This is a genomic window from Candidatus Competibacter denitrificans Run_A_D11, assembly GCF_001051235.1.
Lineage (GTDB): Bacteria > Pseudomonadota > Gammaproteobacteria > Competibacterales > Competibacteraceae > Competibacter_A > Competibacter_A denitrificans.
In genome coordinates, this window is sequence record NZ_CBTJ020000027.1 from 168,284 (window position 1) to 189,806 (window position 21,523).

Here is a 21,523-nt window from a genome sequence, read left to right on the forward strand (position 1 = left end):
TTTGCGGATCATTCAAGCGGCCGAACGCAACCGAGTCAACAAATCTCCCAGACGCTGGTTGGCGGCAAGGTCGATATCCCGACCGGCGCGATTGCGCGCGTTGCGCTCCACCAAATCGAGGAATGCCCGAATCCAGTCGGTATAGTAATCCTGATCGTAAGTCGATTGCTGTTCGCCCAATTGTGGACCGCCACGCGGCACTGTTCGTGGTGGAAACAACGGGCGTGGGCCACTCTCAAGCGCGAGCGTGGGCCGTTGTTCTGGCGCCAATGCATCGTAACCTAAAAAATCCACGTAGTTATTCAAAAGATTGGCGGTTAACCGGGCAGGCAAGGCCACGATCTGCTCGAACTTCATGCGAAACCCGGTCACCTGCCGCACCAATGCCTCAATTCGTTCTTCAAGCTTCAAGCGCTGCGCACCGGCGATCAGCTCCTTGATGAAATCGCTCATGCTGGATTCCGGCACCCGATAGTATTCACACAGCGACTTATTCCCGCTCAGATCGTGCAGATCCCGCATCCATTCGGCCACCGCCTCACGGGCAAACAAGGCCGCATCATCCTTGCGAGGTGCCGCCGCCGCATCAGCGGCTGCATCGCCGCCCAGGCCCAGCAAAACTTTCATCTGCGCGGTATTGACCGCCGCACCGATAGTGGGTGCACCGATGGCTTGTTTTTCGTCCGGTAAGCGCGTTTCAATCCGATAATAGATGTCTTCCAACTCACTGCCATCGGCTTGCAGTGCGCGCATCAGTTCACCGAAGCGTTGCTCACCGGCGCAGTCGATCAGATTGCCGGCAACCTGCTGGGCCGCTGTCCGCCGCTTTTCGATTTCCAGTTCTGGATTGTCGCTAACATAATAATGGCTGATTCGCTCGACCATCTGTTCGCGTAGGCGCGTCACTTGCCCGGCCAGTTGCTGGTGTTTCAATTCAGGATTACACAGCGGGCGCAGATGCTCGGCCAGATAGCTGATACCGCCATCATTAAGGGCAAAACCAGCCTCCCATGCCTGTTCAGGATCGGCAAAATGGGCACTGGCTACCTTGTCCTTCAAAAACGCCTCTTTAAACAAGGCGATCCGTTTACGCTCGCCAGGCCGAACGCCAATTTCCCGGCCCTCTTCGTCGTAATCGAAGATATTCTTGGCCTTGAAATTGGGGTTGCGTAGCCAAAAGCTGTTGCGGAATGGCCCTTGCGTATCCCACTGGCGCGGCCACTCATGCTGCTTGCCAAAAAAATTGAGCAACGAACTTTCCAACCGGGTAATCCAGCGGCTTTCTGGCGAGCGTTCGCCTGCTTTTTCCTCGAACTCCATATCGAATTTAGTCAACACCAAAAACAGCGCATTCGGTTGCTGGGCGCGTTGTTCCGGCGTTGTGCCGTGGGTGGTGGAAATCCATTCATAGACCATCTCCGGCAGAGACTTGACCTCCTGATTGCTGGGACCAATACATAACAACATGCTGGTCAGTTCCTGCTCGGCGCAATAACGCTCAAACAGATAGGCGACCTTGCCGCGCAAAAACAAGCTGCGCAACGCATCGCCGGTTTCAAGAAATGCCGGTAAATCTTTGATCAACTCGCGCGAGCGCGCACCAGGAAAATCCAGCAAGTCGGTATGTTGGAAAAAGTCCCAAGGCTGTTCGCTGATCACAATTCGCAGTTCGGCAATCAGCGCCGTCACTTCATTGCGCGGCAAGGTCACCCGTGCCCCGTCAGCGCTCACCAAGGTGAGCGCCTCCCCGCCACCGGCGCCCAGACCCTTGAGGGTCTGCACGTCAATGATGCTCTGATCGCGCGGCAGCAACGCCTCAAGGCCCGCATAAGCGTCACTGGCGAAATTCAGGCCACGCAAGCCGTTATACAGGCGGCTATAGAGTTGACTGAAAGCATCGACGCCGCCCCAGATCACGCCGAACAATTTGGCGCGTTCTTGAATGTTCAAGCGCGGCGCTAGTTGGGCCGCCTGTTCCCAGTAACCGTGCCGCAATAAGCGCACCCGCTCCTGTCCCTTGAAATAGCGTTCGAAATAGGTTTGTAGATCGAACACATCTTCGGCCGTGAGCGGATCGACCGGTTGAGACTGGGCTGCGGGAGTCAGCTTTTCCAGCAGTTCGGTCAACTGAGCCTGGGTCAGCAACTCGTCTTCGCTATGGTCACAATCCGCATAATAGGTGTTGCCGAGAATCTTCACTAAATCGGTCTGGGTCAGCAGCCGCATCTGCACCGGTGCCGCCGGCGCGGCCCCAGCCGCTGGTTGTAAGGTGAAACGGGTGACGAGACCGGTCGATTCACGGCCGCCTTCGGGATTGATATCACGAATGAAGTCGATGGTCTGACCGGCAAAATCCGCAAGCAGTGGCGCCATTCCCTTACGAGCCAGGGCGGAAATCAGATAGGACTTGCCGGACTGGCTCGGTCCAAAGACCCCCACGCACATCGGCCGCTGGGCCGCTTGCTCCAGTCGGCGCGCTTGGGTCGAGAGCCGACGGAATTCCTTGGTCAAACCGGCCTTTTCCTGGCGGACCCGCTCGGCGTTTTGATCCAGCCAATCAACGAATTCGGAACCGATTTGATCGAGAGTCCGGCAGGTGGCGCTAAGAGTGGCATCGGTGGTCATAGTGAAAAAACCGTTTACCTATCGCAAGGGGCCATAGAGTTGATACAAAAGGGTTATGATCACAACAATGATTGCTACCCACCTGTAGATTTTCAGCCATTGGTTTCGGCGCTGAGCAGTCTTTGGCTCCACCACTGTCCCTAAGAGCGCGATGCCATTTGGCTGAAACGCGACCAATTCGCCACCGCTTAACCGTGTCTGACCATACAACTGCACCTCGACGGCATGACGCGGTAATGGGTGCAGAGACCGCGCAAAGGCCGCGTAAAGCCGGGCGTCCGTCGCTAAAATCAACTCGACCAAATGACCGCCGATCAACGCTTCAATAGGCACTAAGCGAGCGGTTTGCGGCGCACAATCGGACAGCAGTTGATTCGCCGAATTGAGCTTTCTGGTGGCTGTTCGCTCGATATACCATAGCAACCCACCGGCCAACCCTAGAGCCGGTAAGAGCAACAAGCCCACCAACCCCAGCGTCAAAAGACTGCCCAGATTCTGGCTGGTTAGAGCCGCCACCATCGCAAGCAGCAGAATACCGGACAGAATAAAAAACACGAATAGGCCGAGCAGCCTTAATCGCCGCCGATGCAGCGCTGCCAGCTTTTGCACGGCCGGGTGTAAGTCAGATGAACCTTCCGTCATGATCGCACGCGCTCAACGACGCGGCGCATCGCCGGAGCGGGCCGAAATCGAGAAGATACCGCTATCCAGCCAGTAACCGTACTCATCCTTGAGTGTTTGCAATTTCAGCAGCACCACCCCACTCGGCTGTTGGTTGCCAGCCGAATCCGTTACTGCGATCACCTTGAAATCCAGATCGACATTTTCGTCGGTGGCACGTTCCAACGTCACCTTGAGCGGCAACGCTTTGGCACTAGCATCGCGCGGCTGCGCAAACGTGACACGATACAGCGGCGTCGCCGGCCAACGCTCCACCGCCAACTGGCGGAATCCGAGAAACACTGGGGCGTAAAAATCGAATGTTGCCTCTGGCAAGCGAGTCTTGCGATCTTCCAGCTCCAGGTTGGCAAACAGCACATTTTCTTGTTTCAAGCGACCGGTCTGCTCCAGTACGCCGACAAAGCGAGCGGTTGATTTCATACCCAGTTCGCGGCTGCGCAAGTTGAATTTATAGAGTTGCCCTTCAGACAGCGCACAGACCATCGCGCCGACCGCCGCTGTGGTCTTAGGATCGGTCAATCGGCCACTGACCGCGCGGAATGGGTACCAGTCGCCGACGCGGTAAGCGTGCAGGCTGACGATGCGATCCGGTGGGGAAGGCAGCTTCGCCAGAATCGCTGCCCGAATCGCCGGTAGCCGGCAGGGCCGGCCGGAAATCAACAGGTAGTCGCAATCGTACAGATACACCACTTCGCACAGATCGCTGAGCACCTGGCCAAGAATCCGTCGCACCGTGGTATCCAACGCCAGCATGGTGGCGGTAAACCCAACATCGGCCAGCTTGAAATTCTGGCCACCGGCTGATCGCACCGCCTCTTCCAAAAACCGCACCACCTGTTCGTGCGGGCCGCTACCGGGCGGATAAACATCTGCCAGTCGTAAGGTTACAGCCTCGTTACCCAGGCTAAGATCAGTGTTTTCGTAACGATGCAACAATTCCAGTGCCAGCGGCAAGGTCACCTGATTGGCAAACTGCCGTCGTAACGTCCGGTCGCGCTCAGCCTGATCACCCCGATTGGCACCCAATAAACGGACCAACAACTCCTCAGGGTTAGCCGCTCCACTCTGCCGGATCGCTTCCATCAACCCCGGCAAAATGTTGCGTTCGATCAGACCGCACAACACGTCATCGCCGGCGATGTTGAAGCCTTCTCGGAATTCCTGGATCGGCCGAACCGCCGTGCCACCCTCCAACTGGTAGGTGGTGACGATTAAGTCGGTAGTGCCGCCGCCAATATCAATACTCGCCAACCGCAAGCACGGCAGATCACCATAGCCTTCGCGGACCCGACCAAAAATCTTGAAGAACAGCGCAGCGTCACCCTGAAAGTTATGCTTGATCTCGTTATAGAGGAAGACGACCTGCGTGCCGGTGGCCTCGTCCCATTGCAGTAACGGCTCTGGCGCCTGGCTGTCCTCCAACCCCAAAGAGCGCCAGGTCAGCCGAATCGCGGTGTTAACCCGACGAGAGAATAGCTTGCGCTCGGCCAGGGGCATGGCGGTCGGCATCGTCAAAATCACCCGGCGCAAACGACGCGGGGCTTCGGAATGGACGCGCTGGTAGCGCCGGGCCGGCGAGTTGGTTTCTACAAAGGCTTGCAACAGCACTTCGGCGACAAAAAAACTCATCAGGGCGCTACGCGAAAACAGTGCGGTGACTGCGGGTGGTTCGCCGGTAACCAATTCTTCCCCATCTTCGCGCAAGTGGCCGATAAAGGGGCCAGTGGTCACGGGGCCGCTGTCACCGCCGAAGCCATCGGCACCGGGATTGAAGCGCCACGGGTGATAGCGGGAATCGGTATCCCACAGATAGCGCTTAGGGCCGGATAACCCGGTGCTGCCCTCAGTGCCATGGCTATAGTAGGAGAGCGCCTGTGCCTCATATCCCACGCGCGTCGGGATGGGCCATAAAAAGGCGCTGGAGCGACCGCTGCGACGCGACAACTTCTCATCACCAAAACTGCTACGCACGAACTCAATCCGACTGGGAAAGGGTTCATCGTAGATCTGCTCCGGCCGCGACAGATCACGCAACTCTAACCGGTAGCTGTCATTCATATCGACCGGATTATCGCCGCTGGTTTCCATCAGGATGCCGCAGGTACGGGAATTACCGACATCCAGTACCAGATCGACGTTGACCGGCTGATTGAGCCGAGCGGTCGGCGCACTATCGACGAACGTAAAGCGCAGCCGGGGCACGGCCAACGCCCGGCGCAGCACGCTAAGCAACGTCAGCCAGGCCGCTTGTCCGTCGGGGCTGGCACGTAATTCAGCCTCATCGACCCGGCGCGGCGCGCGGCGGCGCACTTCGAAGGCATGAAAGCGCTGATGCAACCATTCCCGGACCCATTCCTGCTCCAAAAACCAGCCGGTGTCCATCTGCGCATCGCTGAGGGCGAATTCCTCCCCGGACTGCATATCCAGCGGGCTTGGCGCCAGATAAGGTCGGCCCTCACGGGTCGGCAACAGTTGGGTATCGAAGGCCAGAGTCACCCGATGGGTATTACCGTCACTATCGGCAGCCGGCAGCTCCACCAGCCGTACCCGCGCCCAATTGGTTGGCCCTTTGTCAAACAGGTGATTGCCGTCGGGATGGGGTTCCCGTACCCGCAAAAACGGCACCGGCAGCCACGCCTGATCGAGGATAGCGGCTGCCTTAGCGGCGTTCAGCGAATAGACCTGCTCCGGCTTGACCGGCTTGCCGTCGTCGGTGATGAACTGGCCGCTGGCATCATCTGCGTACAGACACGTCAAGATTGCCCGGCCTTCGGCAGTCGTTTGGGTTAGAAACGCTCGTGAAAGGCGGGCTTCATTGAGATTCAAGCCGAAATCCAAAAGCTGGATGGCCGTATTGGGAATCAGATTGATCACCGGAGCATATTGGGTCAGTTTCGCCAGCATATGAACCTTGTCCTCCTCGTCTATGAGTCATTCTGGCGCGGCGCCAAGGCTACCGCAACCTCGGCTCCAGCTTTCGCTCTCAGACCATTGCGTTATAGCGGTTTCCGGCCTTTTCCAAGCGCCCATCAAACAGACGGTGCTTCCAAATGGGTCTGTAGCACCCTCTGCACTAAAAGATAATCGGCTTCCAGCTCAGCCAGCAAACGATCCACATCGGCTAATTGTTTAGCCCTACCGCGCTGCTCCAATTCTTTGCACAAGGCCGCGACCCGCATCGCACCCACATTGGCACTACTCGATTTTAGAGTATGCGCTGTTTGATAAAGCGCATCGCTATCTTTACCCGTAATCGCCGCTCGCAATGCTTCAAGAGAAGTCGCAGACGTTTGCAAATAGAGGTTAATAATTTTTACTTGGAGATTGGGTGCGCCTGGCTGCTGGAGGGCGCGGATTTTGGCCAAGACACTCTCATCAAGCACAGCCACCGCCGGTTCTAGCGATACCGCCGGAGAGCGTTGTTTAGTCGGCTTTGGTATTGTCGCAAGAGAGGGTTGAGTAGCCCGGGGAATCTGCTTTATTGGCACGGTAAGAGCCATGGGCTTGGCCGGCCGCGTAGCCGGCGTGGCCACAGGGAGGGTATCTGCCCGGCGGAGCCAATGATCTAAAATAGCGATGAGTTGCGATTGCTCAAAGGGTTTAGCGAGATAATCGTCCATACCCGCCGCCAGGCATTCTTCCCGAAACCCTTTCACCACGTTGGCGGTGAGGGCGATGATCGGCAAGCGTGGCTTCGACTGCTCTTGCTCCCAACGGCGGATCGCTTCTGTAGCGGCAAACCCATCCAGTACCGGCATTTGGCAGTCCATCAAGATAAGATCGTAGTGACCTCGAGTGACTGCGGCAATTGCCTCACGCCCATTCACCGCCAATTCTGCCTGGCAGCCCAGGGTTTCCAACAGGGCCAACGCCATTTCCTGATTGACTGGATTGTCCTCGGCAATCAGGATGCGCCCTTGAAAGCGAGGGCGGGGCACCGGGGGCGCGAGCGAGCGCTGCGATATGGCCTCGGCCGCTGCGCTCAATAACCGGTAGAGCGTTTTATAAAGCTCTGATTGACGCACCGGTTTATGCAAGACGGCCTGAATCCCGACGCGGGTCACTTCCGCCGGATTCAGATCGAACCCACCGGAGGTTAACAATAACAGCTTGAGGGCAGCCAAGCCGCTATCGGCCCGGATGTGTTGGGCCAGTTCGAGAGCGTCCATCCCCGGCATCCGCAAATCCAGAATCGCCAAATCGAACGCGGCACCGCGCGCCACAGCGGCACGCAATAAAGCCAGCGCCGCAACACCGCCGTCCGCCATGTCGCTGCCGATACCCCAAGCCGTCACCTGATGCCACAAAATTTCTCGGTTGGTGGCGTTGTCGTCCACGATCAAAACCCGGGCACCATGCAACAGATCTTGCCGGGCCAACCAGGACGGCCGCGTACCGGCCACCCGATGCTGTAGCGGTACGGTAAACCAGAAGCGGGAACCGGCTCCTGGTACGCTCTCGACACCAATATCCCCACCCATCAACTCCACCAAGCGTCGAGAAATCGCCAACCCCAGTCCGGTGCCGCCATAACGACGGTTCGTCGAGCTATCTGCTTGGGTGAAAGAATCGAAAATTTTAGTTTGAGCTTCACGAGGGATACCGATACCGGTGTCTTTGATCTCGAAACGCAAGCGAGGGGCTTGCTCATCCTTGATCGTCACTCGTAACCGAATCACCACCTCGCCCTGTTCGGTGAACTTGATGGCATTACCAACCAAATTGACGAGGAGTTGGCGCAAACGCACCGGGTCACCTTTGACCTTTTGGGGCAGTTCTAGCGGCAAATCGCTGATCAAATCCAGCCCTTTCTCGTGCGCTCGCCCGGCCAACAAGGCGGCGGTATCTTCGACAAGTTCCCGCAGATCGAAGGACACCATCTCCAGTTCCAGACGGCCCGCCTCGATTTTGGAAAAATCGAGAATATCGTTGATGATGGCAAGCAACGTCCGCCCCGAACCCAGAATGGTGCCAGCAAACCGCCGCTGCTGGCCGTTCAAGGCTGTGCCCAGCAATAACTCGGCCATCCCAAGCACTCCGTTGAGCGGTGTACGAATCTCATGACTCATCACCGCCAGAAAATCCGATTTGGTGCGATTGGCATTTTCAGCGGCTTCCTTGGCGTCTCGCAACGCGGTGGTCTGAATAGCCATCTGGTGGTCACGCTCTTGCAGGCGCGCGGCCATCTCATCAAAGGCTGCCGCCACTTGGCCGATTTCGTTATAGGGTCCCAAACCGATGCGATGGCTCAAATCGCCAGCGCCGATTTGGCAGACTCCGGCCTGAAGGCGCTGCATCGGCCGCAGAAAACGCCGTTTAAGCAGAGTTGAGACGACGTGGGCCAGCACCAAGCCGATGACGACAGTTCCAGCCAACAACCACCACCAAGCGGTTCGGCTATCGGCGTAAACCTCAGCCTGTGCGATTTCCGTCACCACAATCCACGGAGTTTCTGGCACCGGTATCGTGGTGCCGACCACGGGTTGGCCTTGTAAGTTGGTGTACTCTCCGGCCCAGGTTTCCTTGGCGGCACGCACCAAGGCCAACAACTCGGGCCGGTCGTCCAAACGAGTTTGGGCGATAACGATTTGTGGGTCGGAATGAGCGATGATGCGTCCATCCTGATTCACTAAATAAGAGATGCCGGAATCGCCAAAATGCAGGCTCTCGACCACTTCCTGCAAAACCGTCATCCGCAGGCGAGCCGCCATGACCCCACCCCGTCCGGCGGGCACGGCCAAGATCAAGTATGTCTGGTTGTCGGCAGTGACCTGCACATCACCGACATACGTTTTTCCATCACGGGCTTCCACAAACCATCGAGCTTGCTGGGTCGTGAAGAGATCGCCCAGCAAAGCCTCACTGGAGGGCGCATGACTGATAATCTGACCGACCGCATCGAGATACACGATTTCGAGCAAAGCGGGATCGCGGTGCAATAACTCTTCCATCTCACTGGACTGCAACGCTGAGAGTTCATCTCGGCCGAACACGTCTATCAACAATAAAACCCGCTGTTCTCGCGTCAGAAATGCGCTGACTGTTTGCGCCGCCCGCCGTGCCGCCTCATGTTGGCGACCGCGCCAACCGCTTTCCTCGGCACGGTTTACCAGTAAGGCCACCGCCAGTGTGCTGGCCAGCAGCAAAACCAGCAGTGCAGCACCAAATACCGCCAGCAACTGCCGCCGTAAACTACCTCGCGCGCTTTGCTGTCGCTTGCCACCGGTAACCGTGCTCACTTCTCCCCCAGTCACTGCCAAGCCTTATTTGCCGGCTGCGAGAAAGCGTTGCCAAACATCGTCATAGCGCTTTTTTCCAGCCGGACTCAGAGGAGGATAAAAATGGGCGCGACGCAATATCTCAACGGAAGGAAAGATGATGGGATCGTCACGGATTTCCGGCTTAAGGAGCGGGCGGGCCGCCTCATTAGCGCTAGCGTACTTTTTTTCGGTGACCAACTGGGCGGCGATTTCAGGGCGCAGCATAAAATTGATGAAAACTTCAGCGGTATGAGGGCTTGAACTAGTGACTGGCACCACAAAATTTTCGCCCCAAAGAGGGACACCCTCCGCAGGTAACACGTACCGCACATCTGGGTTACTCGCATGAGCTATCTGATAATCCTCAGCCCAACCGTAGAGAATCACTACATCGCCCCGCAATAACCGAGCGACCGCCAGCCCTGCTTCCACCTCTACGAAAACCGCTCTTTTTTTAAGCTCCAGCAGGTGCTGGAGTGCGGCTTCTAGCTGGTTTTCATCCTCGGAACCGAGCGGATAGCCCAGCGACAGCAAGGCGATAGTGATCAATTCGGTCGGCTGAGCACGCAAACCGATTTTGCCCGCATAGCGGGAATCCCATAAATCGGCCCACCGCTTAACCGAATCACCAACAAGATCGGTGCGCACCACTAAGCCCGAAGTACCGTAGTAATACGGCACACTGTGGCGGTTACCTGGATCAGCTGCCAAATCGCGGAAGTTGGCTGAGATGTTTTTGAAGTTAGGAATCTGACGAAAATTGATTGGCAGCAAGCGGTTGGCGGCGATTAGTGGCGGAAGAAGATCATTTTCCAGGACCACGACATCAACAACCTTTCCCTTCTGGAGATTTTCAACGGCCTCTTCCTGCGATTGGAACGTCTCGTATTTGATCTTGACACCATATTCTTCGGTGAAGGCATTAAGTACGGACGGCGGTATATCGTCCACCCAGTTGTAGAAGATCAACTCCTGCGCAAGCGGAGGTGTTGATGGAGATGGGGATGAAGAGACCGGAGGGGGCGCCGCCTGATCACAAGCACCCAGGATTGCAGTAAGCATCATGAGCGCAGCCCCCATGATGGGGACCAGCCATCGCAATCTGGCAGCGGGGCGCACTATCACTTTTTTCTACCCATGATGGCCACCGATCACTCCAGTCAGTCGGTCCCAGCTAGATCAGCAAAGCGCCGACGATGGCATAGAGCAACGCTGGCAATAGATTACCGACATGGATACGGCGGATTTCCAACAGATTGATTCCGATACCCAAAATCAACAACCCCCCGGTGGCATTGACGGCATCCAGCACGGCTGGTTCCGAAAGAAAAGCCATTTGTGATGCCAATAACGTAATCCCACCCTGCACGACCAAAACCGGTAAAGCCGAATACATCACGCCTATCCCCAGCGACGAAGCCAGCGCTACCGAAGCCACCCCGTCCAACAGCGCTTTGATCAGTAATACGCTAGGATCGCCGATTGTGCCATCCTGGATTGAGCCGACAATCGTCATCGCGCCAGTCAGGTATAACAACGTGGCGGTGACGAAACCTTCGACGAAACGACTCGAACGCGAACGCAACTTGCTTTGCAAAATCTCGGCCAAACCTTCCAGCCGCTGCTCAATGCGCAGCAACTCACCACTGACACCGCCGAGCAATAAACAACCAATGGCCAGTAGCGCGTGTTGGGCTTCTAGCGCCATGCGCAACCCGATAGCCACCACCGACAACCCCAGAGCCTGCACCAAGATTGTCTTGATATTCTCCGGCAATCGTGATCCCGCCATGAGGCCCACGGCGCTACCTACCAAAACCGTACCCGTATTAACCAATGTTCCAATCATTGGATAGATCTCTTTAACCCAGCAACATTTTGAAACCTACCAGCGCCAAGAAGACAGCGAACACTCGCTTCAACGTCTCCGTAGGCAGCGTATGCGCAAGCTTCACCCCCAGTGGAGCGAACAACATGCTGACCGCAGCAATACTGATCAAGGCCGGGCCATAGACATAGCCGAAACTCCAACGCGGCAGATCGGGTATAGTCCAACCGGTCACCATGAAGCCGAGTGAACCCGCCAGCGCGATTGGCAGACCGCAGGCCGCCGAGGTCGCCACCGCTTGGCGGATCAACACGTTACACCAGAGCAAAAACGGCACGGTCAATGAGCCGCCACCGATCCCGACGATGGCCGAAACCAACCCGATCAGACCACCGGCAGCCCCCATCCCCACCGTTCCCGGCAGATCGCGGCCCGGCGCTGGCTTAGCGCCAAAACCCATCTGGGCCGACATAGCCAATACGAACACAGCGAATACTTTCTGTAGAACGAAGCTTGATAAAAAATGGGCGACTGCCGCACCTGCCCAAGCGCCGATGACGATACCGGGAGCCAACCGCCAAAAAATCGGCCATAGCACCGCACCCAACCGATGATGGGCACGAACAGACGAGATAGAGGTCAGCACGATGGTGGCCAGCGATGTACCAATGGCCAAGTGCATAATGATCTCAGCGCTAACCTGCTGGTTTCGAAAAATCCAAGCCAGCACCGGCACGATGATCAGCCCGCCACCCACACCGAGCAGGCCGGCCATGACCCCTACAAATGCGCCCAGCGCCAAATAGGATAAGAGCGTCGCTAAAATGGGTTCCAAGATCAGGTTATCCTATAGGTCTGGAGATTCTTCCCAGCGAGTAGCGCGGCCAAGTGTGATAAATTTCACTCGCGAAAAGAGCCAACCAGCCGCGCGTAAGCATCGCATGAAACGCTATTGTACGTGCGGATTAGCGAGCATGTCCCCATTCGGATCACCGATTGGGTGACATTTGTCCGCCAGAGGCGAAAAAAGACCAGCGAGGAACAGGCAAGAAGATGAACATTCGAAAAATCTGCGTGTTAGGCGGTACAGGCTTCGTCGGCCGACACTTGGTTACGCGCTTGTCCAATCGGGGATACCAAGTCAAGGTCCTGACGCGCCACCCGCAGCGCCACCGGGATCTTGCCGTACTACCGGGCACCGAATTGGTCGGCGCCGACATTCGCGATCCCACCGCCCTTTTAACCCATTTGGCCGACTGCAATGCCGTGATTAATTTGGTGGGAATTCTCCACGAGCAAGGCAGCGGGCAAGGCTTCCGCGCCCTGCATGTAGAGCTGCCTGACAAGATCATGCAAGCTTGTCGCGCGCTCGGCATCAAACGACTGCTGCATATGAGCGCCCTTCACGCCGATGCTGCTAAAGGACCCAGCCAATACTTGTTGACCAAGGGTGAAGCTGAACAACGAGTGATGGCAGCAACGGATCTGGCAGTGACCTGCTTCAAGCCATCAATCATCTTTGGACCTAACGACAATTTCTACAACCAGTTCGCCAACCTACTCAAAATATTTCCGATCCTACCGCTGGCGTGCCCGAATGCACGGTTCGCCCCGGTCTATGTCGGCGATGTCGCTCAAGCCTTCGAAACCGTGTTGGAGAACGACGCGACCATCGGCAAAAGCTACGAACTGTGCGGCCCGCGTGCTTACACCTTCCGGGAAGTAGTCGAGGATATTGCCCACATGTTGGGCCTGAAACGGGTAGTCGTCGGCTTACCGGACGGATTGGCACGTTTGCAAGCCAAACTTTTAGGTTTGTTACCGGTGAAAGTATTTACTACTGACAACTTTCTTTCTTTGCAGGTGGATAGTGTTTGCGGGCGTAATGGCTTGGCGGAGCTGGGTATCACGCCACATTCCGTCGAAAGCATCATGCAAATGTATTTCGCTGATAAAACCCAACGGCGTCGCTATGATGTCCTTCGCCAGTTCGCACGGCGCAACATAAAGGGATAGATCCGCTGCATTTTGGGGACTCACTGTCGCTGGAGTCCCCGTCTCAATTCCTGAGCATCAAACGGTTACCTGTTGCCTCAATCAAACCAGCACTTCCACGCTTCACTACCGAGTTATCGTTTTTCACAACGCATCGGCACCTGTTAAATAACTAAATAGAATAAAAAACCCGGATGCAAATGCAGCATTTTCCGCGTAGACTAGCGCGCATTTAAACTTTCAATGCCTTCGCCATCTCTTGGCACATTCCCTATTAACTGCCATTGCCGTTTGAGGACTCGCCACTCCATGAGCCGAACCTATCTTTTTACCTCCGAATCAGTCTCGGAAGGACATCCCGATAAAATCGCCGATCAGATTTCCGATGCCGTTCTGGACGCGATTTTGGCTGAAGACACCAGCGGACGTGTTGCTTGCGAAACACTGATTAAAACGGGTGTCGTGGTTCTGGCCGGTGAAATCACCACGACGGCATGGGTCGATTTCGACAAAATCGTCCGTGATACCGTCATTGGCATTGGCTACGACAACTCCAAGGTTGGCTTCGATGGGGCGACCTGCGCGGTGCTGTCTTGTATCGGCAAGCAATCGCCCGACATCGCCCAGGGCGTCAACCGCAAAAGCCCAGAAGAACAAGGTGCCGGCGATCAGGGCTTGATGTTCGGCTACGCCTGTAACGAAACCGACGTGCTGATGCCCGCCCCGATCACCTACGCGCATCTGTTAGTGCAGCGCCAGTCCGAAATGCGCAAGAGTGGCGTATTGCCGTGGCTGCGGCCTGATGCTAAGAGCCAAGTCACCTTCCGTTACCAAGATCACAAGGTGGTCGGCATCGAAGCCGTTGTGCTGTCCACCCAGCATGACCCTGACATCAGCTACAAGCTGCTGTGCGAGGCGGTGATGGAAAACATCATCCAGCCGGTACTGCCTGCCGAATGGTTGGACAAACATACCCAATACCACATCAACCCGACCGGCAGTTTCGTCATCGGTGGGCCGGTGGGTGATTGCGGTTTAACAGGCCGCAAGATCATTGTTGACACTTACGGTGGTGCTGCTCATCACGGCGGTGGCGCGTTCTCCGGCAAAGACCCCTCCAAGGTTGACCGCTCCGCCGCTTACGCCGGCCGTTACGTCGCCAAAAACATCGTGGCCGCCGGTTTGGCTGATCGCTGCGAAATCCAGGTGTCGTATGCCATTGGTGTGGCCGAACCGACCTCCATCAGCATCAATACCTTTGGCACCGGCAAAATCGACGAAGACCGCCTGGTAGACATCGTGCGCGGTCATTTCGATCTGCGGCCCTACGGCTTGGTCAAGATGCTGAATCTGATTCGTCCCATCTACCAAAAAACGGCCGCTTACGGTCACTTTGGCCGCGAAGCACCCGAATTTACTTGGGAAGCGACCGATAAAGCCGACGCCTTGCGAGAGGCGGCAGGGATCTAAACATTTCGCCCCCATGCCGAGGGGCGCTGCAACGGTAAGACCGTCAGGCTCGGCATGGCGTGGCTTTCCAAAAGCCAACGGCGCCCGTTCAACCGTATATGAGGATACGTTATGAACGCCGTCGTGCGCGAAAAGAGCTTTACGACTGATCGTGATTATCAGGTGGCTGATCTTGGACTAGCCGCTTGGGGCCGCAAGGAAATCGCCATCGCTGAAACCGAAATGCCGGGTTTGATGGCCACCCGCAAGGAATACCAAGCGCAGCAACCCCTCAAAGGTGCCCGCATCGCCGGCTCGCTGCACATGACCATCCAGACCGCCGTCTTGATCGAAACCCTCAAGGCACTGGGCGCAGACATCCGCTGGGCATCCTGCAACATTTTTTCGACACAGGATCATGCGGCGGCGGCCATCGCTGAGGCCGGTATTCCGGTTTTCGCCTACAAAGGGGAATCGTTAGAGGAATACTGGGATTTCACCCACCGCATTTTGCAATGGCATGATGGTGGCACACCCAACATGATCCTGGATGATGGTGGTGACGCCACTTTGCTGATCACGCTCGGTGCCCGCGCCGAGCAAGACCGCTCGTTGATCGCTCATCCGACCTGCGAAGAAGAGCGCGTTTTATTTGCCGCCATCAGCCAGCGTTTAGCCGATCAACCGGGCTGGTACTCCAAAATTCAGGCCAATATCCAGGGCGTGACTGAAGAGACGACGACCGGCGTTCATCGGCTCTATACGATGGAGAAAGAGGGACGACTACCCTTCCCCGCGATCAACGTCAACGATTCGGTCACCAAATCCAAATTCGATAATCTCTATGGCTGCCGAGAATCCCTGGTCGATGGCATCAAACGCGCCACTGACGTGATGATCGCCGGCAAAATCGCCATCGTCCTGGGCTACGGTGATGTCGGCAAGGGCTGTGCGCAATCGTTGCGTGGTTTGGGCGCGACGGTCTGGGTAACTGAAATTGACCCCATCTGCGCCTTGCAAGCCGCTATGGAAGGTTATCGAGTTGTCACCATGGATGATGCCGCCGATAAAGCCGATATTTTCGTTACTTCAACCGGTAATGTGAGCGTCATTACCCACGAGCATATGGCCCGAATGAAAAATCAGGCCATCGTCTGCAATATCGGTCACTTCGACTCAGAAATCGAGGTTGCCAAGCTCAAGCAATATCGCTGGGAAAATATCAAGCCGCAGGTGGATCACATCATTTTCCCTGATGGCAAGCGGATTATCCTGTTGGCCGAAGGACGGTTAGTGAATCTGGGCTGCGCCACGGGACACCCCAGCTTCGTGATGTCCAACTCCTTCACCAATCAGACGCTTGCACAGATCGAGCTATTCACGCGCGGCGAACGCTATGAAAATAAAGTCTACGTGCTGCCCAAGCATCTGGACGAAAAAGTCGCTCGGCTCCACTTGGAGCGAATCGGCGCGCAACTGACTCAATTAACCTCGGAGCAAGCGGCCTATATCGGCGTATCGGTTGATGGCCCGTACAAGGCTGAGAATTATCGCTATTAGGCACACCCTATCAGAATCAAACAGGGCGCGAAGTTTCGCGCCCACAGTACCTTTTTAGTGACCCTTCTCGTCGGGCGTTTGCTCGTCCTTTCAGAGAACTCGGTTGACCGGTCATGGACTCCCAAAAACATTATCCCAAACAGATCAGCTGCGAATTTTTTCCCCCTAATACCGATGAAGGAATGGCCAAGCTAGCGGCTGCGCGTAAAGCGCTGATGCCAATCAGCCCAGCTTTTTTCTCGGTCACCTACGGAGCGGGTGGTTCCACGCGCGAGCGTACTCTTCAGGCGATTCAGGGAATCCGAGCCAACAGCGACGTAGATGCTGCCCCTCACTTGACCTGCGTGGCATCCACCCGCGCAGGAATTCGTGAAATCCTCACGACTTATCGTAAGCTAGATATTCGTCGGCTTGTCGCCTTACGCGGTGATTTACCGTCCGGGATGAGCGAATTTGGCGAGTTCCGCTATGCCAACGAACTGGTTGAATTTATTCGAGCCGAAACCGGCGATCATTTCCATATTGAAGTGGCCGCTTATCCAGAATTTCATCCACAAGCGCGAACCACCGAGCGGGATTTGCTCAACTTCAAACGCAAGGTTGACGCGGGTGCTAACAGCGCCATCACGCAATATTTTTACAATCCCGAATCTTACTTCCGCTTTGTAGATGATTGTGAAAAGCTGGGGCTGGATTTACCCATCGTCCCCGGCATTATGCCGATTACTAATTTCAGTCAACTTGCACGGTTTTCGGATAACTGCGGTGCGGAAATTCCCCGTTGGATTCGCAAGCGATTGGAAAGCTATGGTGATGATTTGAGCGCAATTCGCGCTTACGGCCTTGATGTAGTGACCGACTTATGTCGGCGCCTGTTGGCTGCCGGTGCTCCGGGCTTACATTTTTACACCATGAACCGGGCAGGGCCGACCCTGGCGATTTGCGAGCGTTTAGCTTTGATACGCGGATGAAGCGAAGTCGCGCTAAAAAAATACCCTCTCCCGCCATCGGCGAGAAAGGGTATATCGCTTAGAAAACCGGTCTACTGCGCGCTTTATTGCGAGGCAATCAGCGCCTTCGCATCAGGGCCAAGCGGGAGTGCGTAATCGTAGGAAGCCAAGATCAGGTTATCGGTAGCGCGGATTAGGCGTGCCTGGACATACACGGATTGCCGAGCAACCGCATAAGTACCGGCAATCACAGCAGCCGCGTTATGGGACTGGCTGATCTCTCTGATCGAACGCGATAACGCAAACTCACCAGAGCCTTCTTTGATGAAGATGTTGTTACGCATCTTGATCTCGACGACGGTAAAGCCCTGTTGGGCAAACCGGGAGCCGAGTTGCTCGCCGATCACCCGCCCCAAGCCAGACGAGGTATCAAGATTATTGATATCCACAAACGTAGCGGCCAATAACGGATCTTTGCGATCCTTAAGCCACGGTGCCCGCGTCAACAGCGCATCAGCCGCGCCATGGTTCGCGCTGATGAGATTGGTGTCTTGGATGGCGGGACGAGCCGGTGCCTCGTCAGGGAAAAAAGTAGCGCACCCCAATGTGCTTACGCTAAGCGCAACCAACAATGTCGCGGCTGTACGTAAGGTGATTACGTTCCAATTCATAAGTTAACTACCCCCCTTAATAGTGCAAATGGAGCGATGGCACATCATTGGCACTGGATCCCCGAAGTACACCCAACCATATCCATGATACGGGTAGTGACTGGCGGCGGTGGGGCCGGCGCTTGCGCGATATATTGCTGAACATTGTTATCACTGATGTAGTAAATATCGCGCAGCCGAGTCAGATAGCGAGCGCCGCTCATGACTGAAGTTGTCACGATAATCTCACTATTCGGATTATCGGTAAGAAAGCCGCTAGCCACATCCAAACCTACAGCACCCAACATGGCCGCAGTCGCCGGATTGTTATCACCCGTAGCACGCAGCACCAAAACGCTGCCGGTTAGCGCCGTGAACAAACCAGGCATCGGTCGGATGAAGCCCCGATCATTGTGCGTGACCACCTGAATCCCGTAGGTCACCTCATAGCAACCATCGGATGGACTTTCGCTGACCAGAAATCCTTGCTCCAGCAAGTGAGTGATTAAGAGATTGTGAAACGCAATCCCAAACTCGCTGTTGTACTGCGGGGGTTGCACATGCAAGGCGATGGCAGACTTGCATTGCCGACTGGAAGCGCGTACAGGACCGGCCAATAGCGCATCATGCAGCCGATTTGCCACATCGGCGGCTAGAATGTCCCAATGCTCGGCGGCCTGCATCTTCCTTTGATAGGAAACTGGATATGTTGTGGCGACTGGCACTTGGGATGCGCAGGCCCCCAGTCCCAAGCAGAGGATTAAAAGAGGGGCATACGAAATTTTCATGGGTTCTCCCTAGGTGTTTGCATCCGTTATTGGCGGACTCACCAACATTTTAGCCGGTTATACCACTGGCGCCACCCCTTTACAACAAGGTTTCCATCAACCTGGGTTTCTGTCTCCGAACTGCTTGCCGGGCCAAGTCGATCATGAGCGGAAACAAGGGGTTACTAGCCACCATAAACACACCATATTGTGTCATTTTTAACACGAAACACATTATATGGAAAAATTTTCTGTTTCCTCTAGAATCTGCCAATCCTGGCTGGCTCGGCCAATACTCGCATAGATCAAGCCAACAAACGGAAATTTGGTTAACCCAATGAATAAAAACGCAACTGAGAACGTCGGCTTATGAAAACTGCGCACCTGGAAACCATCGACCGACCGACTGCTGCCGCTGATGTACCCATGCAACCGGCATCGTGGGATATTTGGGACAAGAAATATCGGCTTAAAACGAAAGAAGGACACCCCATTGATGAAACTACCGATGGCACCTATCAGCGGGTCGCTATGGCGCTGGCCAATGTCGAGGATTCTGCGGAATTGCGCGACTTTTGGTACGGAAAATTTTTGTGGGCATTACGGCATGGTGCTATCCCAGCGGGACGCATCATCTCCAATGCGGGAGCCTTAGCCCACAAACCGGCAACTTCGACCATCAACTGTACCGTTTCCGGCACGATACGCGATTCGATGGACGATATTTTGCGCAAAGTGCATGAAGCGGGTCTAACGCTCAAATCAGGGGCTGGCATCGGTTATGAGTTCTCCACTCTCCGTCCGCGCGGTGCGTATGTATCCGGGGCGGGTGCTCACACATCGGGGCCACTGTCGTTTATGGATATTTACGACAAAATGTGCTTCACCGTCTCATCTGCGGGCGGGCGACGGGGCGCCCAGATGGGCACTTTCGATATTGGCCATCCAGATGTCATCGAATTTATCCGCGCCAAGCGCGAGGCTGGTCGGCTTCGCCAATTTAATTTATCGCTGCTAATAACTCATGAGTTTATGGAAGCGGTCAAAAATGATACCGATTGGATGCTGGCTTTTCCGCTGCTCGCCAAGGAGGCTGAGAAAGACGACATTGATCTTAAGGACGCTGATCAAATCGTTTGGCGCGATTGGCCGACGACAGAAGGCTTGATCATCAACGATATCGGCCAAGTGGCCTGCAAGATTTACCGCAAAATGCGGGCGCGCCGTTTATGGGACGTCATTATGGCGTCTACTTACGATTACGCGGAGCCGGGATTTATCCTGATTGACCGCGCGAATGAAATGAACAATAACTGGTTCTGTGAAACTATTCGGGCCACCAATCCGTGTGGCGAACAAACGCTACCGCCTTATGGCTCCTGTCTGCTGGGTTCGATTAACCTCACTCAATTCGTCCAAAACCCATTCACCGATCAAGCTGCTTTTGACTGGGATACATTTCAAAGTGTCGTCGCTATTTTCACGCGGATGCTCGATAATGTAGTTGAAATCAATGGATTACCTTTGGAACAGCAACGCCAGGAAATCCTTGGCAAACGCCGACACGGGATGGGCTATCTAGGGCTAGGTTCTACGCTGACGATGTTGCGCCTGAAATACGGCTCACCCGACTCGCTAATTTTCACAGAAAAAGCAACCAGAGCGATGGCCTTGACCGGTTGGCGCGTTGCATTGGAGTTGGCGCGCGAAAAGGGGCCAGCGCCGATTCTTGAACAGGCATTCACAATAACCAAAGAGATGTTGCGCAAACGGCCGGAAATGGTCCGCGATGGCATCAAAGAGGGTGATAGCCTCAAGGGTAAAGTGCTCCATGCCCGTTATAGCCGTTATATGCAGCAAATAGCCGAAATCGAACCGACACTGATCGACGAATTAGCCGAAATCGGTGCTCGCTTCACCCACCATACCTCCATCGCACCGACGGGAACCATTGCATTATCATTGGCCAATAATGCCAGTAACGGGATTGAACCCAGCTTTGGCCATCACTATTGCCGCAATATCATCCGTCCCGGCAAGAAAACCAAAGAGAAAGTTGATGTATTTTCCTTCGAGTTGCTGGCTTATCGACAACTGATTAATCCAAAAGCCATGCCTGGCTCTGAGGCCCCAGAGCAGCGGCTACCCGATTATTTTATGACGGCAGAGGAGGTATCTCCGAAACAACACGTCGATATCCAAGCCTCAGCGCAGCGCTGGATCGACTCCAGCATTTCCAAGACAGCCAACATACCGACCGATTTTCCATACGAGGATTTCAAGGATATTTATTTGTATGCTTATGAGCAGGGCTTGAAAGGTTGCACCACCTTCCGCTTCAACCCTGCGGCATTTCAAGGTGTACTGGTTAAGGAACAGGATCTGGCCAATACCGTCTATCGATTCGTATTGGAGGATGGCTCTGAGGTTGAGGTGAAGGGTAACGAAGAAATCGAGTATGACGGCGAACTTCACAGCGCTGCCAATTTATTCGATGCGCTCAAGGAAGGTTATTATGGAAAATGGTAATCAGGAACTGTAGCTAGAAGCCATTCAATCACCGCCAGGAAGATGATCAGCTCATTCTGGAGTCAATTCATCACCGCAAAACACGGGCGCAAAAGCGCATGACTCTTAAACCTGCTATGACCGAGCGCTTTGCTTTGCTGAAGACTTTGGTAAGACCATTTGTGGTGGAAGCTGGAAATTTGATTCGTCAGCACCTTGCATGTTCGCCCATAAAGCGTCCCCGCAAACT

14 protein-coding genes and 1 riboswitch are annotated in these 21,523 nt (G+C 55.2%); of the genes, 5 read left to right on the plus strand and 9 right to left on the minus strand.

Going from position 1 to position 21,523, the window contains the following annotated elements; translation table 11 throughout:
* Positions 1-12: 12 nt before the first annotated feature.
* The 7 genes from BN873_RS05635 to BN873_RS05665 form a co-directional block, all read right to left on the minus strand.
* Positions 13-2,625 carry a virulence factor SrfC family protein gene (locus BN873_RS05635; RefSeq protein WP_048671532.1) on the minus strand — a complete coding sequence of 871 codons (2,613 nt, stop codon included), beginning with the start codon at positions 2,623-2,625 and terminating at the stop codon, positions 13-15.
* A gap of 18 nt (positions 2,626-2,643) precedes the next feature.
* Positions 2,644-3,267: a hypothetical protein gene (locus BN873_RS05640; protein WP_048671535.1), complete on the minus strand. Its 624-nt coding sequence runs from the start codon at positions 3,265-3,267 to the stop codon at positions 2,644-2,646.
* A 12-nt stretch (positions 3,268-3,279) separates the two neighbouring features.
* Positions 3,280-6,210 (minus strand): virulence factor SrfB, encoded by a 2,931-nt coding sequence (locus BN873_RS05645; protein ID WP_048671538.1) that lies wholly within the window; start codon positions 6,208-6,210, stop codon positions 3,280-3,282.
* A gap of 125 nt (positions 6,211-6,335) precedes the next feature.
* Positions 6,336-9,545 carry a hybrid sensor histidine kinase/response regulator gene (locus BN873_RS05650; RefSeq protein ID WP_048671541.1) on the minus strand — a complete coding sequence of 1,070 codons (3,210 nt, stop codon included), beginning with the start codon at positions 9,543-9,545 and terminating at the stop codon, positions 6,336-6,338.
* A gap of 24 nt (positions 9,546-9,569) precedes the next feature.
* Positions 9,570-10,631: an ABC transporter substrate-binding protein gene (locus BN873_RS05655; RefSeq protein WP_171820420.1), complete on the minus strand. Its 1,062-nt coding sequence runs from the start codon at positions 10,629-10,631 to the stop codon at positions 9,570-9,572.
* Between the two features lie 109 nt (positions 10,632-10,740).
* Positions 10,741-11,415: a DUF554 domain-containing protein gene (locus BN873_RS05660; protein WP_048671546.1), complete on the minus strand. Its 675-nt coding sequence runs from the start codon at positions 11,413-11,415 to the stop codon at positions 10,741-10,743.
* A 13-nt stretch (positions 11,416-11,428) separates the two neighbouring features.
* Complete coding sequence (locus BN873_RS05665; protein WP_082161117.1) at positions 11,429-12,220, minus strand: sulfite exporter TauE/SafE family protein; 792 nt, start codon at positions 12,218-12,220, stop codon at positions 11,429-11,431.
* 227 nt (positions 12,221-12,447) lie between these two features.
* Between BN873_RS05665 and BN873_RS05670 the strand changes: the two genes are divergently transcribed.
* From BN873_RS05670 to metF, 4 genes are all read left to right on the plus strand, one after another.
* Complete coding sequence (locus BN873_RS05670; protein ID WP_048671548.1) at positions 12,448-13,410, plus strand: complex I NDUFA9 subunit family protein; 963 nt, start codon at positions 12,448-12,450, stop codon at positions 13,408-13,410.
* A 288-nt stretch (positions 13,411-13,698) separates the two neighbouring features.
* Positions 13,699-14,859, plus strand: a complete 1,161-nt coding sequence (gene metK, locus BN873_RS05675; protein WP_048671549.1) for a methionine adenosyltransferase — start codon at positions 13,699-13,701, stop codon at positions 14,857-14,859.
* Between the two features lie 12 nt (positions 14,860-14,871).
* Positions 14,872-14,952: riboswitch (S-adenosyl-L-homocysteine riboswitch) on the plus strand.
* An 18-nt stretch (positions 14,953-14,970) separates the two neighbouring features.
* Positions 14,971-16,398, plus strand: coding sequence for an adenosylhomocysteinase (gene ahcY, locus BN873_RS05680; protein ID WP_048671551.1), 1,428 nt, complete (start codon positions 14,971-14,973; stop codon positions 16,396-16,398).
* Between the two features lie 113 nt (positions 16,399-16,511).
* Positions 16,512-17,369 carry a methylenetetrahydrofolate reductase [NAD(P)H] gene (metF, locus tag BN873_RS05685; RefSeq protein WP_048671552.1) on the plus strand — a complete coding sequence of 286 codons (858 nt, stop codon included), beginning with the start codon at positions 16,512-16,514 and terminating at the stop codon, positions 17,367-17,369.
* An 83-nt stretch (positions 17,370-17,452) separates the two neighbouring features.
* On the opposite strand, the gene BN873_RS05690 is transcribed toward metF, so the two are convergent.
* Positions 17,453-18,019, minus strand: coding sequence for a FlgO family outer membrane protein (locus BN873_RS05690; protein ID WP_048671554.1), 567 nt, complete (start codon positions 18,017-18,019; stop codon positions 17,453-17,455).
* A gap of 44 nt (positions 18,020-18,063) precedes the next feature.
* The gene (locus tag BN873_RS05695) at positions 18,064-18,786 is read right to left on the minus strand and encodes a hypothetical protein (protein WP_139031651.1); all 723 of its coding nucleotides are present in this window, start codon (positions 18,784-18,786) and stop codon (positions 18,064-18,066) included.
* Positions 18,787-19,134: 348 nt separating this feature from the next.
* On the opposite strand from BN873_RS05695, the gene BN873_RS05700 reads away from it, so the two are divergent.
* Positions 19,135-21,294 (plus strand): adenosylcobalamin-dependent ribonucleoside-diphosphate reductase, encoded by a 2,160-nt coding sequence (locus tag BN873_RS05700; protein ID WP_048671558.1) that lies wholly within the window; start codon positions 19,135-19,137, stop codon positions 21,292-21,294.
* The last annotated feature ends 229 nt before the right edge of the window (positions 21,295-21,523 follow it).